Below are 16,572 nucleotides of genomic sequence, written 5' to 3'. Positions count from 1 at the left end.
GTCCTGCTGTACGGCGCGGTGATCGCCGGACTCCTCTTCCTCGCCTTCGCCTTCTTCGCCGTCGCCCAGGCCGGTACGGTGCGCAACGGCGGTCAGACGGCGGCCGACGCGGCAGCGCTCGGAGCCGCGGAGGACGATCGTCAGCAGTTCTTCGACGGCTTTCTGGACGCGCTCGACGACAAGGACGGCTGGCAGGACTGGCTCGCCGCGACCGCCCCGCTGACCGGCAACGGCTGCGGCGCGGCAGCACACTTCGCGGACCGGAACCGCGCCGACCTGCTCTCCTGCGATCTGGTCACGCGCGAGGGCGACGACGGATACAGCGTCAGCATCGAAACGCGGTTTGACACGGGCAACACGGTCGTCCCCGGCACGGACAACAAGACGGCCAAGGCCACGGCCACCGCGGTGATCAGACCACGGTGCGAGGCCGACGACACCGACTCCGACACCGGCGGCGACAGTGACGACGACCCCGGCTCCGACACCGGCGGCGACAGTGACGACGAAGCCGGCGAAGACAGCGACAGCGGCGCCGACGGGGACACCGCCGCCGAGGAGATCCAACTCACCTGCGACGGCGAAGAGTTGACGATCGACCCGGAGGACGAGGGTCGCGACCTGAAACCGTCAGATCTGTTCTCAGTGGTGCTGGTCGAATGACGAGCGAACGACGACGAACGAGAGTCGAGTACTCCATGAATCTTCGGCGCGTCCTGCGGGCTCGCAGGGGTATGACCGCAGTGGCCCTCGCGGCCGGACTGGTCCTCACGGTCGCAGGCTGCGGTGGAGGCGACGGCGGGGACGACGCGAAGGAACCCCGGCCCTCCCAGAAGGCGAACGGCAACGGGGGCGGCAGCAGCGGTGGACAGTCCGACGGATCCGCGGGCGGCGAACCGCTGGCGGAGGTACGGGGAGGCGAGGACATCACCCTCACCGTCAACTCCGCCCGCCGCGAGACCGGCGGCTTTGTGACGATCACCGGAAAGGTGACCAACGGCAGCGGCAAAGCCTGGGTGGCGCCCGGCTGGGAGGGCAACGAATCAGAAGTCGCCCTGCGCAACAAGCTGTCGGTCGCCGGCGCCAAACTCGTCGACAAGAAGGGCAAGAAGCGCTATCTCGTTCTCAGGGACACCGAGGGAAAGTGCCTGTGCACCTCGTTCGGCCAGCCGCTCCAGGCGGGGAAGTCGAAGACCTGGTACGCGCAGTTCCCCGCGCCCCCGAAGGGCAATGACGAGGTCGAGTTCCAGATCGCCGACATGCCTCCCGCCGGCGTGACGATCGGTGGAGGGGAGTGAGGGATGGGCTTCACCCAGCGGCACCTGACGAAGACCGTGGCATGTTCGTCCTTCTCGGCCGCGCTCGTACTCGGTATCACCGCGTCGGCCGCGCGGGCCGAAGACCCCACCCCGAGGCCCACCCCCTCCATCCCCGACATCGCCACCCAGTACCCCACCGACGACCCCACCGGCATCCCCACCGGTCAGGCGCCCTCGCTGCCGGGGGAGAAGGGGCCGGGGGACCCCGGGTTCAGTGAGCCGCCGGACAACATCGGTGACTCGGAGAAGCCGGTGCAGGTCGACCGGAAGGCGGACGGGCTGCGGCTCGCCGCCGGGGCGAAGCTGGCGGAGCCCAGGGTGCTGGACATCAAGTTCGTGACCGAGGACCTGGGCGGCGAGGAGCGCCGCGAGGACAGCACCGTCAAGACGAAGTTCACCCTCCAGGCCGAGGTGCTGTTCACCAAGAACAGCTCCAAGCTCAACAGCGGCGCGAAGTCACGCATCAAGACCATCGCGGACGAGATCGAGAAGCAGCAGAGCACCGAGGTCAACGTCTTCGGCTTCACCGACGACCTCGGCTCCTACGAGCACGGCAAGACGCTCTCCAAGAAACGCGCCACGGCCGTCCAGACCGAGCTGTCCCAGCAGTTGGGCTCCGAGGTCAGCTTCAATGTACGGGGCTACAGCGAGGACTACCCGGTCGCCGACAACAGGACCGAGGAGGGCCGCGCGAAGAACCGCCGCGTCGAGGTGTCCTTCCCGAAGAAGGACTGACCGCGGACGCGGGCCCGTTGGCCCCCGCGGGCTTGCGGGCGGGTTTCCCGCGCCGGATCATGAGTGGGGGCCGGCCCGGGGAGCGCGGTCCAGGGGCGAGGGTCGAGGGGGCGGTGCCGGCGTGAAGAGCGCGGTGACGACGACGGAAGCCGAACCGGCACCGGACGAGCGCCCCGACGGCGCCGCACACAGCGATGCCTCCCGGCTCAGGGCCTGGACCGTCGGCCGCACGACGGGACTCGCGCAGGCACTCGGCGCCGCGGTGCTGCTGATCACCGAGTTCGTACGGCAGGACGTCGCGGCCCTCGGCGCGCGGGTGCCCCAGGGTGCCCGGCTGCCCGACTACGCCGCCGACTTCCCGCGCCTGATGGACACCGTCGACGGCCAGTGGTGGTTCCGGGCAGCCGAAGCGGTACGCGACGCCATCAGCTTCGGGGAACCCCGCGCCGCGCTCTGGGCAGCCGTCTGCGCCGCACTCGTCGTCCGCCTCAACCCCGACGGACCGCCCCGCACCCAGCTCTTCCTCTCCCTCACCGGCGCCGGCTACTGCGCCGTCGCCACACTCTCCGCGCTCCCCCACCTAGCCCTAGCAGGCGCAGCCCTCCCCTTCGCCCTACTCCTCGGCGCCATCGCGGTGGCCCTAGCCACTGCGGTCCCTCACGCCATGCGCACCCGGCAATGAGGGCTGCGCTTGCCAGCCCTGCGCCTCTGGCGCAGACCTCCCAAGCGCAGCGCAGGGGACGGGACCGCGCCCCGTAAGGGGCGCGGGGAACTGCGCGACCAGCCACAACGAAACCCGCAGCCCGCAACCTTCGGGCAGGGGTACCCCGGACGCGGCAAATCACCGGGCCGCATCCGCCGTGCACAAGGTGCGCCCCCCATCCACCTTCCACGCCCAATAGCGAGGGTGCCCACCCGAGTCGCCCTCCCGGCAGGGAGTGGGCTCGTCATAGACGCCGGTGATCATCAGCAGCCGGTCATAGCGGCCCGCCCCCGAGGGCCGCTCCGTCGAGCACGCGGGCGCCGACATCAGCGCGGCCCGCATACCGTCGCCGCTCGACTCGGCCAGCAGGCACTGCCCGGTGCGGAACTGGCGGGTGACGCACAACGTGGTGTCACCGTGCGTCCAGGTGGCCCGCCCGTTGCCGGTGGGGCACGCACGCTCCGGCTCGCCGTCCGCGCTCGTACGGCGTACAGCAGTCACCCGGGTGTACGCCCGGTCGTCGCCGCAGTCGACCCGGGTGGCCTCGGTGGGCGCCGGGCGGCTCCATCCCGAGCCGTTGCCGTGCACGGTCAGACACTGCCCTGCCCGTACCGAACGGAACGCGCCCGCGAGGGAGTCGGAGCCGGGGCCTGTCACGGGCCCGGAGCCGCCGGGCGTGGGAGTGCCGGTGGGCGGACTCGGCAGTGCGCCGCTGGGGCCGGGGTCGGGGAGGGAGGGCGCCGGTGAGGGGGAGGAGCCGTCGCGGTGCCGGGGTGTCGGCTGGGCGGAGACGCCACCGGCACCGGGCGAGGGCCGGGCGGCCTCCGCGCCGTCGGACCCGCCCGCGTATCCGGGGGTGTCGACGACCTTGGGGAGGATCAGCGTCGCGAACAGCGCTCCGGCGACCAACAGCCGCCACCGCCCGCGCCGGGCGCGCGCCTCGGGGCCGTCCTCGGAGCTGCTCCCGGGACTCTCGCCGTCGTGCTCCATACCGCTCACGCGTACATGTTTGCGGATCAACCGGCGGGTGGCGAGACCCCGTTCAGCGAAGACGGGAAGGGATAGGGATCAGAATGAGATGGCCAAGGCGGCGGCCCTCACGCCGCCTTGACCATCTCGGCACGAACGGCGCGCTGCCACTGCCCGCGCAGCCGGTCCAGCTCGGCGAGTGCTTCCTTCGACCAGAGCGTGCGGCCCGCGACGAACTCCCTGATCGCGTCGTTGGCCGCGGTGACGGAAAGCTCCGGCGCGGGCACACGGGCCGCGCCGGTCTCCCGGGACCTGCCGGGCTCTCCGGGCCCGGTGGAAGTCGATGTCATACGGACTACAGTACGGGCCGCCACTGACAGAGGCAGTTGCTTAACGAGGCGCCCGAGACGGCTGGTTGGTGCTGCGCCGCAGGTGTCGGCGCTGTCCTGCTCCGAGATGCTCCGGCCGGGTGTGAGATGAATCGCTCCCGATCCCCTTCGTACGGGGGAGTAAGGAGCTGTCCCGTAAGCCCGACGTAAGCTCACGGTGTGCCGCTGTTGGAGTGGATAGCGATCGTGGCCGCCGCCGGTTACGGCGCCGCGGCGGGCTCCCTCCTGCCGCGCGCCGTCTACCGCCTCTCGGTGGAGCCCGGGGAGCCGTGGCGCCGCAGCTGCCCGGAGGGGCACCCGCTGGGCGGGGGAGTGCGCGGCGCGCTGGGGCCCGCCATGTGCGGTGCGTGCGCCGGGAGCCAGAAGCTTCAGGGGGCGTACGGTCGCGGCAGGGGCGCCCTCGCAGTGCTCGGTGCCCTGATCTGCGCCGGGCTGACGGCGGCCGTCGGACTCCGCCCCGAACTGGCCGTGTGGCTACTGGTCGTGCCCGTCGCCCTGCTGCTCGCGACGGTCGACCGCGCGGTGATGCGGCTGCCCGACATGCTCACCCTCCCCCTCGCGGTCGGCACCGCGGCCCTGCTCGGACTCGCGGCCCTGCTGCCCGGCGCCGGCGGCAGCTGGCGCCTGGCGCTGCTGGGCGGGCTGGTGCTGGCCGGGGCGTTCTTCGTGCTGTTCGTGATCAGCCCGCGCGCGGTCGCCTTCGGCGACGTCAAGCTCGCGCTGTCGGTCGGGGTAGCCCTTGGGTGGTACGGGTGGGGGGTGCTGTTCGCCGGAGCCTTCCTCGGCTTTCTGTCGGCAGCCGGCTATGGCCTCACGCTGATGGTGACCGGACGGGCCCGCCGCAACAGCGCCATGGCCTTCGGCCCCTTCATGGTGCTCGGAGCGATGGCGGGTGTCGTACTGGGCGGGCTGGCGGTCTGAAGCTCGCGGATCCGCTTGCGCGACACGGTCGTTGGTGTGCGGAACATCGTGTCCGAGGGGCTATGGTGGGAACCCCCCCTCGGGCCGGTCCGTATCCCCCCACGGACCGGCCCGCTTTATGTCCGGGACGGGCTCAGGAGCTGCTGCTGGCGGCCCAGATGTTGGTGCCGGGCTCCGACACCGCGAACTCGTCGATCTCGCGCAGCTCACCCTCGGTGAGCTGCGGCCCGCGCAGGGCGGCGACATTGGCCTCCAACTGGGCGACGGAGCTGGCGCCGATGAGCGCCGAGGTCATCCGGGGATCGCGCAGCACCCAGCGCAGCGCCAGCTGTGCGAGGGACTGCCCGCGCCGCTCGGCGATACCGTTCAGGCCGCGCAGCCGTCGTACGACCTCGTCCGTCAGCAGCGCCGGGTCCAGGGACTTGCCCTGGGCGGCCCGGGAACCCTCGGGGATGCCGTCGAGGTATTTGTCGGTGAGCAGCCCCTGGGCGAGCGGCGCGAAGGCGATGCAGCCCATGCCCTCGTCCTCCAGCGTGCCGAGCAGCCCGTCCTCCTCGGTCCAGCGGTTGATCATCGAGTAGGAGGGCTGGTGGATGAGCGCGGGCACGCCCATCTCGCGCAGCAGCCGGGCGGCCTCGCGGGTCCGTGCCGCGCTGTAGGAGGAGATCCCCGCGTAGAGCGCCTTGCCCTGTTGTACGGCGGTGGCGAGGGCGCCCATCGTCTCTTCGAGGGGGGTCTCGGGGTCGTAGCGGTGGGAGTAGAAGATGTCGACGTACTCGAGGCCCATCCGGCTCAGCGACGCGTCCAGGGAGGAGAGCAGATACTTGCGTGAGCCCCACTCCCCGTAAGGACCCGGGTGCATCAGGTAGCCGGCCTTGGTGGAGATGACCAGCTCATCGCGGTACGGCCGGAAATCCTGGGCGAAGATGCGGCCGAAGTTCAGCTCGGCGGAGCCGGGCGGCGGTCCGTAGTTGTTGGCAAGATCGAAATGCGTGATCCCCAGGTCGAAGGCGCGGCGCAGGATCGCCCGCTGGGTGGCCAGTGCGCGGTCGTCGCCGAAGTTGTGCCACAAGCCGAGGGATATCGCGGGCAGCTTCAGCCCGGAGCGGCCGGTGCGGCGGTACTCCATGGCGTCGTAGCGCGCCGGGTCGGCCCGGTGCAGCGTGTCGGACGGGACTGCCGTGGGGACGGGAACGGGCGATGCGGTGCGATGTGTGCCGAGCGTCATATGCCACTTCCTATCACCGCGCCGTGCGGGGATCCTCGCCCCCCGTGAGGGTCCGGTCCGGTACCCGTGACCGGCCCGGTTCGTACGCTCGGGCGAACGGCAGTATGGTGCTGGGATCCCGACTCGGCACGGAGAGGCTGGCCGTTCCCATGAAGTTGCGCGACCTGGTGTACAAGCTCTATGCGCGCCGGGTGGAGGACCGTCTCGACCACGCCCAGGTGCCCAAGCACATCGGCGTCATCCTGGACGGCAACCGGCGCTGGGCGCGTAACGCCGGCAGCACGACCGAGCAGGGACACAAGGCCGGCGCCTCGAAGATCGAGGAACTGCTCGGCTGGTGCGCCGAGACGGATGTCGAGGTCGTCACCCTCTGGCTGCTGTCGACGGACAATCTGAACCGCCCGGAGAGCGAGCTGCTCCCGCTGGTCGGGATCATCGAGGACACCGTGCGCGACCTGGCCGCCGACGGGCGCTGGCGCGTGCACCACGTGGGCCAGCTCGATCTGCTGCCCGCCAGCACCCAGAAGGTGCTCAAGGAAGCCGAGCAGCAGGCGGGCGACGTCGACGGAATACTTGTGAACGTCGCCGTCGGCTACGGCGGACGACAGGAGATCACCGACGCCGTCCGCTCGCTGCTGACGGATCGCGCCTCGCGCGGGATAAGCCTCGACGAGTGCGCGGAGAGCCTCACGGTCGAGGACATCTCGGAGCACCTCTACACCCGGGGACAGCCCGACCCGGACCTCATCATCCGCACCAGCGGGGAGACCCGGCTGTCGGGCTTCATGCTCTGGCAGAGCGCGCACTCGGAGTACTACTTCTGCGAGGTGCTGTGGCCCGGGTTCCGTAAGGTCGACTTCCTGCGGGCCCTCCGCGATTACGCTGCGCGGCACCGCCGCTACGGAGGCTGACCCCTCCCACGCCGCCGCTGCGCTTGGCACCTAGCGCTGTGCTGCGCCGCGCTTCGCTGCGCTTGGGCACCTGCGCTGTGCTGCGCCCGCCCCCTGCTGCGCTTGGGCAGTCTGCGCCAGGGGCGCAGGGTGGGCAAGCGCAGCACCGGCCACCGGCCCGCAGACGGCAACGAAACGCTGGGGTCGGCGCATCGTCGCCGGGTGCGGCCCGGTGCGCTGCGCTTGCCAGCCCTGCGCCTTCGCGCAGACCTCCCAAGCACAGCGCAGGCGCGGCGCAGCCGCGGCCGGGTGCAGCCCTCGCGTTGGCGCAGCGTAGATGGGTGGAGCCCTCTCGTTTGGGCGATGGGGCGCAGCGCAGCGTACCGGCATGCGGACTGGGCATTGCATGGCCGGCCGCTCGCGAGGGAATATCCCTCACGACCGTGCCCCTCCCAGGGGGTGGCGGTCGCCGGGAGGCCCTTTGGACACCACGGATGCCCCCGGACCGCGCGCAGCAGTACCGCGTGCGGGCCGGGCGCAGGACGCGGAGGGCCGGAGTCCGGCCCGTGTGGTGCGGGTCATCTCCGGTCACTTCCCCCGCGACGCCGTCGCTCCCCGACCTCATCCGAGGGGGTTCGTCCCACCGTGGTGATCAGCAAGAAGCGCAGCGAGTCCGACCGACGCACGTATGTCATCGACACGAGCGTGCTGCTGGCGGATCCGGCCGCCATGGACCGGTTCGACGAGCACGAGATCGTGCTCCCCGTGGTCGTCGTCACCGAGTTGGAGGCCAAGCGCAACCACCCAGAGCTGGGCTATTTCGCCCGGCAGGCCCTCCGCAGGCTCGACGAGTACCGCATTCGCCACGGACGGCTCGACGCACCGATCCCGATCGGCGAGACAGGCGGCACGCTCCGGGTCGAGCTGAACCACTCGGATCCGGGGGTACTTCCCGCCGGCTTCCGGCTGGGCGACAACGACTCGCGCATCCTCGCCGTGGCCAGAAACCTCCAGGCGGAGGGGTATGACGTCACCGTCGTCTCCAAGGACCTGCCGCTGCGTATCAAGGCGTCGTCCGTCGGGCTGCTGGCCGAGGAGTACCGCGCGGAGCTGGCCATCACCGACTCCGGGTGGACCGGAATGGCCGAACTCACCCTCGCGGGGGAGGACATCGACGAGTTGTTCGCCGCGGAGAGCGTTGCCATGCCGTACGACGCTCCCGAACTGCCCGTGCACACCGGGCTGGTGCTCCAGTCGGAGAAGGGCAAGGCACTCGGCCGGGTGACGCCGGACGGCCGCATCCGGCTGGTGCGCGGCGACCGGGAGGCGTTCGGCATCAAGGGCCGCAGCGCCGAGCAGCGCATCGCGCTGGATCTGCTGCTCGACCCCGAGGTCGGCATCATGTCGATGGGCGGCCGGGCGGGCACCGGGAAGAGCGCGCTGGCGCTGGGCGCCGGTCTGGAGGCGGTGCTGGAGCGCAGGCAGCACAGCAAGGTGATGGTCTTCCGGCCGCTGTACGCCGTCGGCGGGCAGGATCTGGGCTATCTGCCGGGCACCGAGGCGGAGAAGATGAGCCCGTGGGCGCAGGCCGTCTTCGACACGCTCTCGGCGGTCACCAGCAGGGAGGTCATCGAAGAGGTGGTGGCCCGGGGCATGCTGGAGGTCCTGCCGCTCACCCATATCAGGGGCCGTTCGCTGCACGACGCGTTCGTCATCGTCGACGAGGCGCAGTCGCTGGAGCGGAACGTGCTGCTGACCGTACTCTCCCGGATCGGCACCGACTCGCGGGTGGTCCTCACCCACGATGTGGCGCAGCGGGACAATCTGCGGGTGGGGCGGTACGACGGAGTGGTCGCCGTGGTCGAGCGGTTGAAGGGTCATCCGCTCTTCTCGCACATCACACTGACGCGGTCCGAGCGTTCTCCGATTGCCGCACTGGTGACCGAAATGCTGGAAGAGGGCCGGGTTTGACCGGCACAACTGAGCACGTCATGCTCAACAGAGCCGCATAGCAACCCACGTTCGACCGGGCCCCGTGCGAAAAGGGCACAGCACCTTAGCCGCACGGGGCCCGGTCGCGCGCCTATTTCCGGGATTCCCGTGCCCCAAACGCCGTGTGAGCTTTCCCACTCAACGCAGAATTGCTTCGGCGCGTCCGGTTCCGGCAGGGTGTGGTTCCTGTCAGGCCCCGCATACGGCACACCCGCACCACCAACGGTGCGACACCGCAACGCAGTACAGAACTGAACAGCAGTAACGCCGTATGCCGCCCGAGCACCACGCGGGCTCTCCTGTCGGGGAGACCCACCGGGCCCGTGCCTCCCGTGGCCAGTACGAGGGAGGCCAGTGTCAGGGGCACGATTGCGTCCGCGAGGTCACCCCAGCGGGCATGTTGGAAGGAAACCGTGTGACTGCTCGGATTTCGGTCCGGGGATTCGCCGTGGCGTCCGCCACCGCGGTCACCACCGTCGGCGCCGTCGTCGGGGTTGCCGCAGGCGCCGACCAGGGCCAGGCGTCCGGTGACGCCGAGGCCACCGCCGCCCAGGCGACGCTCCTAGAGGACATACCAGCCGGGTCGCAGACCCATGCGCAGACAGCCGCCCTCACCCAGCAGGCGGACGCCGCGTCGTCCGCTGCCGACGCAGAGGCGAAGAAGTCCGCCGAGGAAGCCGCCCGTAAGCAGGCTGCCAAGGACGCGGCGGCCAAGAAGGCGAAGGCCGCCAAGGAGGCCGCAGCCAAGGAGGCCGCCGAGAAGGCCAAGGAGCGCGACAAGGTCAAGTCGGCCGCCAGCCGCTCCAGTGGCCGTACGGACTTCGCCCAGAAGTCGTCGTACTCGACCGCCGAGGTCCAGTCGATGGCGAAGCAGATCGTCGGCGCAGGCCAGTACCAGTGCTTCTCCCAGATCGTCGAGCGCGAGTCGGGCTGGAACTACAAGGCCACCAACGCCTCCTCGGGTGCCTACGGCCTCGTCCAGGCGCTGCCGGGCTCGAAGATGGCCTCGGCGGGTGCGGACTGGCGGACGAACCCGGCCACCCAGATAAAGTGGGGCCTCAACTACATGAACGACCGGTACGGAAGCCCGTGTGGCGCATGGGACTTCTGGCAGGCCAACCACTGGTACTGAGCCGGACCGGTCCACCGCGACTCACCGGACCCTGACACGTCCGGACGGGATGCCCCCTTGTGGCGATCTGTGAGGATCAGCCCAGGGGGCATCCCTATGTCCGGATACGGGCACCGGGCGCGGTGCCCGGTTCCTCCGTGCCGAGCTTCGTCCGTAGAGGTTTCCGGTTCGGAAGCAACCATCGGCGCGGGTAACGTCGTCCCTCACACGGCGAAGCCACTGGCCAGGGGGCGGAGGAAGCGGAATGACGAGAGGCATGGACAGGCTCAGAGCGGCTGCGGGCCGCTGGGCCGCGAAGGCCGCCGAGCGGCGCGCCGAAGCGGAGCGCAGCTCCAGCGCCGCCCGCCGCAGGGCCGACGGCATCGACCCGGCGCTCTCCAACACCGAGGCGGGCCGTGCGCAGGCCGAGGCCGAGGCCGGCGGCGCGGGGCAGGAGAGCGGCTATGTGCCGCCGCCTCCGCAGTACGCGCCCGCGATAGCCGCCAAGCCCGAGCCGGCCGCCGCCGTGCCGTGGGGGATGCGGGTCGCCGCCGAGGCCGGATGGCGGCTGCTGGTGCTCGCCGGCGTCATCTGGGTGCTGATGAAGGTCGTCAGCACGATCAGCCTGCTGATCATCGCCTTCTCCGCCGGTCTGCTGATCACCGCGCTGCTCCAGCCCACCGTCGCCCGGCTGCGGCGGATCGGCCTGGGGCGCGGGCTGGCCACCGCCATCACCTTCATCAGCGGTTTCGTCATCATGAGCCTGGTCGGCTGGTTCGTGGTGTGGCAGGTGATGGAGAACCTGGACACCCTCACCGACAAGGTGCAGGACGGTATCCAGGAGCTGAAGAACTGGGCGCTGAACGGGCCGTTCCATGTCTCCGAGGACCAGATCAACGAGATCGCCCAGAACCTCAGCGACTGGATCGGCGACAACAGCAAGGAACTGACCTCGGCGGGCATCGAGGGCGTCACCGTCATCCTCGAGTTCCTCTCCGGCGCGCTGCTGACGATGTTCGTCACCCTCTTCCTGCTGTACGACGGCCGCCGCATCTGGGAGTGGACACTCAAGTTCATCCCGTCCGCGGCCCGGGACGGCGTCGCGGGCGCGGGGCCGCGCGCCTGGGCCACGCTCACCGGCTATGTACGCGGGACCGTGATAGTCGCGCTGATCGACGCGGTCTTCATCGGCGTCGGGCTGTACTTCCTCAAGGTTCCGATGGCCGTGCCGCTCGCCGTCTTCATCTTCCTCTTCGCCTTCATCCCGATCGTCGGTGCCGTGATCTCCGGCGCGCTCGCCGTCGTCGTCGCGCTGGTGACCGACGGCATCTTCACGGCGCTGCTGGCGCTGGCCGTCGTGCTGGCCGTCCAGCAGATCGAGAGCCACATCCTCCAGCCGTTCATCCTCGGCCGCCTGGTACGCGTCCATCCGCTCGCCGTCGTCCTCGGTGTGACGGGCGGCAGCCTGATCGCCGGCATCCCCGGCGCTGTGGTGTCGGTCCCGTTGGTCGCCGTCACCAACACGGTCGTCGGTTATCTGAAGGGGTACGCCCAGGAGCAGACCCTCCGCAGGCTGCGGGAAGCCGCCCCGCAACCGGCCGGTGGGCCCGCGGAGGGGACCGCCGGCCCCGAGCCGGGTCCGGGTCAGCCGCCGCTCCCCGAGGGCAACAACGACAAGTCATGAACTGAAAACCCGCACAGCCACAACGGGAGGCCCGCTCAGTAGGGGGCCTCCCGTTGGTCCATGAACCGGCGCAGCTCCTCCGTGTCGGTCTTCGTCCAGCCCTTGGCGGGGGCGACGGCTGCCCAGCCCTCCACGGAGCCGTTGCCGTAGCGGTGGCCGTGTGGGGCGCCGACGCCGTAGGAGACGGCCATGTCCACCGTCGTCTGCCAGAAGGTGACCAGCGGGAACCAGTTGACCTCGTCGGTGATGTCAGGTCCCAGCGGCTCGCGCAGCCAGCGGGGTGGGTCGAGGGCGAGACCGGGTGACCACCACACGATGGCGTCCGAGGCGTTCTGGAGGTAGACGACGCGCGGCGTCCGCCACGTGGCCGCGGGGCCCGGCCGGGCCAGATCCTTCTTCGGCCACTGGGCGAAGCGGAAGTGCCGCCCCTTCTCGTACTCCGGCCGCCAGATCGGGCTGCCCGGGTCGCGGTGCGAGGTCAGCTCCCGGCGGATGGGGGAGAAGTTGGGCGGCCCGGCCAGCAGCGCGCCGTCCACCTTGGCCAGCATGTCGTCGGGGCCGTCGAAGGAGGCCTCGATGCCGTAGGCGCCCAGGGACTCCCCGAATACGACGAGTTTGGGCCGCTCGGCGACCGGTATCCGGAGCCAGCGGGCGCGTACCGCCTTCACCAGCGCCCGGGTGGCGCGGCCCGCCTGCTCCTTGTCCACCATGAAGGAGGCCCAGCTGGGCAGGTAGGAGTACTGCACGGCGACGATCGCGGTGTTCCCGCCGTGGATGTACTCCAGCGGTTCGGCGTCCGTGGAGTTGACCCAGCCCCGCCCTGTGGTCCCCGCGATGGCCAGCACGTCCCGGTCGAAGGCGCCGGTACGCTCCAGCTCCCGTACCGCGAGCGCGGCGCGGGAGGTGAAGGTGGGTGCCGACTCCTGGCCGATGTAGACCCGGATCGGCTGCACGGCACGCTTGCCGGTGACGGTGGCGATCTGATGGGGCGTCAGCGACGAGCCGGTGAAGTTCCGCCCCTCGTAGCCCAGCTCGCCCCAGCGCACCAGCGACGCCGAGCTGCCCGAGACGAGTGGTGAGCCGGGCCGGACAATGCCGTCCTTGGTGCTCTGGTCGGTCTTCTCGGCCAGCCGTGCGGCGACGTCGATGATCCCGCGGTCGAAGACGACATCGCGGGTGCCGAAGACCACGACAGTGGCGCTGACCAGCAGCCCCACGCCGATGGCCAGCGGACGCGGTACGAACCGGCCCAGCAGCCGGATGAGGGCGCGGGTGCCGAGCCGTACGGCGCGGCCGATGGCCACCAGCGCGAAGCAGATCGCCATGGCCAGCAGGGCGATCATCATGGAGTGCCAGGTGAGGGTCTCCGGCATCTCCTGGAGCCGGCGCAGCTCCCGTTGGGCGTCGGCGCTCCAGGAGAGCGCGGCGATGGTGAGGACGGTGCTCAGCGTGTAGTACGCCAGCCAGGCGCGCGCACGCCAGTGTGGTCCCGGCCGCCCGGGCAGGCGGCGGAGCACATGGCGGCGGAGCATGTGACGGCGGCGCACACGCCGGTACGCCGGGCCGAACGCGAGCCGGGTCAGCCATTCCGCGAGCCCGCCGATGGCGTACCCGATGGCCGCCGTTATCCCGCCGATCACCCCTTGCAGCAGCCAGGGCCTGGGCACGAGCGAGGGCGTCAGCGAGAGCCAGAAGAACAGCGTGGCGCAGCACATGGCCGTCAGCCCGGGCCAGCGTCGTACGACGTATGAGGAGCTGGGCGCCTCCCAGTACGGGCGCCGGAGGAAGCGTCGTACGCAGCCGAGCGCGCGTCGGCGGACACGGTGCGGCAGCAGTGCGCTGTTGGGCGTCGGGGCGCGGTCCGGGAACCGGATACGGCGCGGCGGTACGGCACGGACGGGCGACGCGGTGTGGCGGGAGGGCCCGATGGGGCGGGAGTGCCCGGCGTCGTAGGACGGCTCGGTGTCTTGGGACGGCTCGGTGTCGTCGAGCGGCTCCGCGCGAGGTTGCGTGGTCAGCCGGTCGTCCGCTGCCTGTCCCATCGCCCACTTTCCCGCTCGATGTCCGCATACGAGGCCGACCGTCCGGCTTCGACCGTCCCGTTGGCTGACGCAGAGAGGGGCGGGCGGGTTGCTCGCCGCATCGGGGCCTGCGCGACAACGACGTCAACTGCCCAGAAGGAGATGCGTGAGCGACTGCGGGTCAGCGATGTGTCCGGGTTCGGATACATGTTCGTGAAGGCTTGAGGAAAGCCCCGCGCGAGCCCGATTTCCTTTGCTAGCTTTGCCGATTCGAAAGGGCTGACAAGCCGAGGAAACGGGGCGCGGGCATGACGAACGGGGCGGTGTCCGAGAGCTGGCAGCGGCTGCTCGACGAAGCCAACGGGGCGGGCGTGAAAACGAACCTGGCGAGTGCGAACGCAAAAGCCGGCGGGGGCGACAACGGCGGCGGCGAGGGTGGCGGCGAGCCGGACCTGAAGAACGCCAAGAACCCCTGGACCACCGCGTCGGGTTCGCTGGAGTCGCTGCGGAACAACGTCTCCCGCGCGCTGGGCGAGATGCGTACCGGACAAAAGGGCGCCGGTCGCTTCGACGACGGGGTCGACGGGCTGGAGAGCGCCGCCATGCAGGTGCGGGTCTTCGACTCCTGGCTGGCGCGGCTCACCCTCGTACGCGACGAGTGCGACGAGGTCTCGGGCAAGCTGGAGAAGGCGGGCACGACCCTGTCCGGCAAGGACGAGGAGATCAAGGACCAGTTCGGGAAGTACGAGGCCAAGCCCACCCCGCCGCCCGGCGGGCCCAGCGGAAGCTGGTGACCCGGCCATGCTGACCTACAAGCAGCTCAAGGACCTCGACCCGGGGCAGTTCGAGCAGGCGGCAGACGGCTGGCACAAGGCGAGCAGCTGCGCGGGGGAGGCCAAGGACCGGCTCAACGACGCCGTCAACCCCAAGCTGCGCGCGGGCCTGAAGGGCCAGGGCGCGACAGCGGCGTCCACCCGGCTGAAGAAGCTCGCCGAGAGCTTCCACTACGCGCAAGTGCAGTGCGGACTGGTGCGTACGGCCCTCAACGGGCTCGCCGGTGAACTGCGCGCCGCCAAGCGGAAGCTGACGGAGGCGGTCGCGGACGCCGAGGCGGTGGGGATGTCCGTCGGCGGCGACGGGTCGGTCCACTACACCATCAAGGACCAGGGCCCGATCATGCCCGGCAGCGGAAGCGTGAAGCCGGGGCAGACCACCGTCCCCTTCTCCCCCGTGCCGCCGAGCCCCGAAGAACGCAAGGCGCAGGGCTTCGCCGATCGCATCGGGGACGCCCTGCGGGAGGCGGGGCGGGTCGATCACGAGTACGCGCAGACGCTCCGCCGGCTGATCACCACCGCCACCCTGAAGGTGACCGCGGACGACTGGGCCGACTCGCGCAAGGACCGCTCGGCCGTCGGCAAGGCCGCCGACGACTACTTGGACCCGGTGCCCAAGGACCGCACCCCGCAGCAGAACGCGGCCTGGTGGAAGTCGCTGTCCGAGGAGGAGCGGGCCGACTACACCTCGCTGTACCCGGCCAGTGTCGGCAAGCTCGACGGCATACCGGCCGAGGCCCGCGACGAGGCGAACCGCGCGGTCTTCAACGAGAAGCGCGCCCAGTATCAGATGGAGCTGGACAACTACCCGCCCGAGCCGAAGATCCGCTACATCACGGCGGGCAAGGCGGGTTCGATCCCCGACTCCGACGACAAGGCGAAGTGGCAGCAGTGGCACGACCGCCAAGAGCACCTGAAGAGCGCGCTCAACGGGATGAAACGGATCCAGACGCGCTTCGACGACACCGGAACCGCCGGCTTCGACAACTACGGGCCCAACAAGGACAACCCCGGCCAGAAGGGCCTCCCGCCCGCCTATCTGCTGGGCTTCGACCCGGAGAACAACGGCCGCGCGATCATCGCCAACGGCAACCCGGACAAGGCCGACCACACCGCCGTGATGGTGCCGGGGATGAACACCACGCTCGGCGGCATCAACAAGTCGCAGATCGCCTCGGACAACCTGTGGCAGGCCACCTCGGCCCAGCCGGGCAACCCCAACGTGTCCACGATCAACTGGTTCGGCTACGACTCGCCGTCCGGCATGATCAACGCCTCGAACGACGACGCGGCCGAGCGCGGCGCCCCGGACCTGAACCGCTTCCTGGACGGCCTGGAGGTCACGCAGGGCGGGCCCGGTGCGAGCCACACCACGGTCATCGGGCACAGCTACGGCAGCAACCTCGTCGGCTTCGCCTCCAAGGGGGGCGACCTGGGTGCCGACGACATCATCTTCGCCGGCAGCCCCGGCGTGGGCCTGGGCCATGCCAACGATCTGGACGCGCCACGGGGCCATGTGTGGAACGAGAAGGCCGGGAATGACAACCTCGTACCCGAACTGGGCCGCTTCGCCCACGGTGGTGGCAGCGACGCGGCCGTTCCCAGCGACAAGGATTTCGGGGCGAACCGGATGACGACTCACGACGGCGACCACGGCGGCTACTGGTGGGAGGGCTCGGAAGGGCTCAGGAACCAGGCGTACGTGGTCACGGGCCGCGGCGGGCGGGTCGACCTTGAGGACTGAGATCCTCGGCGCACGCGTGCTGGTGGCGGCGGC

Annotated in this window: 15 protein-coding genes; 11 read left to right on the top strand and 4 right to left on the bottom strand. The window is 70.5% G+C overall.

Annotated features, from left to right (window positions below):
• Positions 1-18: 18 nt before the first annotated feature.
• From ACQEU8_RS13155 to ACQEU8_RS13140, 4 genes are all read left to right on the top strand, one after another.
• Positions 19-663, top strand: a complete 645-nt coding sequence (locus ACQEU8_RS13155; protein ID WP_433100122.1) for a hypothetical protein — start codon at positions 19-21, stop codon at positions 661-663.
• Between the two features lie 71 nt (positions 664-734).
• Positions 735-1,298: a hypothetical protein gene (locus ACQEU8_RS13150; protein ID WP_433100120.1), complete on the top strand. Its 564-nt coding sequence runs from the start codon at positions 735-737 to the stop codon at positions 1,296-1,298.
• 3 nt (positions 1,299-1,301) lie between these two features.
• Complete coding sequence (locus ACQEU8_RS13145; protein ID WP_433100118.1) at positions 1,302-2,054, top strand: OmpA family protein; 753 nt, start codon at positions 1,302-1,304, stop codon at positions 2,052-2,054.
• Positions 2,055-2,187: 133 nt separating this feature from the next.
• On the top strand, positions 2,188-2,736 hold the full coding sequence (locus tag ACQEU8_RS13140; RefSeq protein ID WP_433100116.1) for a hypothetical protein: 549 nt from the start codon (positions 2,188-2,190) through the stop codon (positions 2,734-2,736).
• 159 nt (positions 2,737-2,895) lie between these two features.
• Here the strand turns inward: ACQEU8_RS13140 and ACQEU8_RS13135 are convergent, their stop codons facing one another.
• Both ACQEU8_RS13135 and ACQEU8_RS13130 read right to left on the bottom strand, forming a co-directional pair.
• Complete coding sequence (locus tag ACQEU8_RS13135; protein WP_433100114.1) at positions 2,896-3,756, bottom strand: hypothetical protein; 861 nt, start codon at positions 3,754-3,756, stop codon at positions 2,896-2,898.
• Positions 3,757-3,854: 98 nt separating this feature from the next.
• Complete coding sequence (locus tag ACQEU8_RS13130; RefSeq protein WP_433100112.1) at positions 3,855-4,076, bottom strand: hypothetical protein; 222 nt, start codon at positions 4,074-4,076, stop codon at positions 3,855-3,857.
• A 198-nt stretch (positions 4,077-4,274) separates the two neighbouring features.
• Here ACQEU8_RS13130 and ACQEU8_RS13125 point away from each other — a divergent pair, with 198 nt between their 5' ends.
• A complete protein-coding gene (locus tag ACQEU8_RS13125) occupies positions 4,275-5,036 on the top strand; it encodes a prepilin peptidase (RefSeq protein ID WP_433100111.1) in 762 nt (253 codons plus the stop codon).
• Between the two features lie 133 nt (positions 5,037-5,169).
• On the opposite strand, the gene mgrA is transcribed toward ACQEU8_RS13125, so the two are convergent.
• Positions 5,170-6,264, bottom strand: coding sequence for an L-glyceraldehyde 3-phosphate reductase (mgrA, locus tag ACQEU8_RS13120; protein ID WP_433100110.1), 1,095 nt, complete (start codon positions 6,262-6,264; stop codon positions 5,170-5,172).
• 149 nt (positions 6,265-6,413) lie between these two features.
• Between mgrA and ACQEU8_RS13115 the strand changes: the two genes are divergently transcribed.
• The 4 genes from ACQEU8_RS13115 to ACQEU8_RS13100 all read left to right on the top strand — a co-directional run bounded on the left by ACQEU8_RS13115 (position 6,414) and on the right by ACQEU8_RS13100 (position 11,941).
• Positions 6,414-7,175 carry an isoprenyl transferase gene (locus ACQEU8_RS13115; RefSeq protein WP_433100108.1) on the top strand — a complete coding sequence of 254 codons (762 nt, stop codon included), beginning with the start codon at positions 6,414-6,416 and terminating at the stop codon, positions 7,173-7,175.
• A 624-nt stretch (positions 7,176-7,799) separates the two neighbouring features.
• Positions 7,800-9,125, top strand: a complete 1,326-nt coding sequence (locus ACQEU8_RS13110) for a PhoH family protein (RefSeq protein ID WP_433100106.1) — start codon at positions 7,800-7,802, stop codon at positions 9,123-9,125.
• Positions 9,126-9,543: 418 nt separating this feature from the next.
• A complete protein-coding gene (locus ACQEU8_RS13105) occupies positions 9,544-10,278 on the top strand; it encodes a transglycosylase SLT domain-containing protein (RefSeq protein ID WP_433100104.1) in 735 nt (244 codons plus the stop codon).
• 244 nt (positions 10,279-10,522) lie between these two features.
• Positions 10,523-11,941 carry an AI-2E family transporter gene (locus ACQEU8_RS13100; RefSeq protein ID WP_433100102.1) on the top strand — a complete coding sequence of 473 codons (1,419 nt, stop codon included), beginning with the start codon at positions 10,523-10,525 and terminating at the stop codon, positions 11,939-11,941.
• A 35-nt stretch (positions 11,942-11,976) separates the two neighbouring features.
• Here the strand turns inward: ACQEU8_RS13100 and ACQEU8_RS13095 are convergent, their stop codons facing one another.
• Complete coding sequence (locus tag ACQEU8_RS13095) at positions 11,977-13,983, bottom strand: alpha/beta hydrolase (RefSeq protein ID WP_433100100.1); 2,007 nt, start codon at positions 13,981-13,983, stop codon at positions 11,977-11,979.
• Positions 13,984-14,270: 287 nt separating this feature from the next.
• Here ACQEU8_RS13095 and ACQEU8_RS13090 point away from each other — a divergent pair, with 287 nt between their 5' ends.
• Both ACQEU8_RS13090 and ACQEU8_RS13085 read left to right on the top strand, forming a co-directional pair.
• Positions 14,271-14,756: a hypothetical protein gene (locus ACQEU8_RS13090; RefSeq protein WP_433100098.1), complete on the top strand. Its 486-nt coding sequence runs from the start codon at positions 14,271-14,273 to the stop codon at positions 14,754-14,756.
• Between the two features lie 7 nt (positions 14,757-14,763).
• Positions 14,764-16,539: an alpha/beta hydrolase gene (locus tag ACQEU8_RS13085; RefSeq protein ID WP_433100096.1), complete on the top strand. Its 1,776-nt coding sequence runs from the start codon at positions 14,764-14,766 to the stop codon at positions 16,537-16,539.
• Positions 16,540-16,572 lie beyond the last annotated feature (33 nt).

Source organism: Streptomyces sp. CA-250714, from assembly GCF_050936705.1.
Classification (GTDB): Bacteria; Actinomycetota; Actinomycetes; order Streptomycetales; family Streptomycetaceae; genus Streptomyces.
The sequence above is the reverse complement of the archived record's forward strand: the minus strand, read 5'-3'. Positions and strand labels throughout refer to the sequence as shown.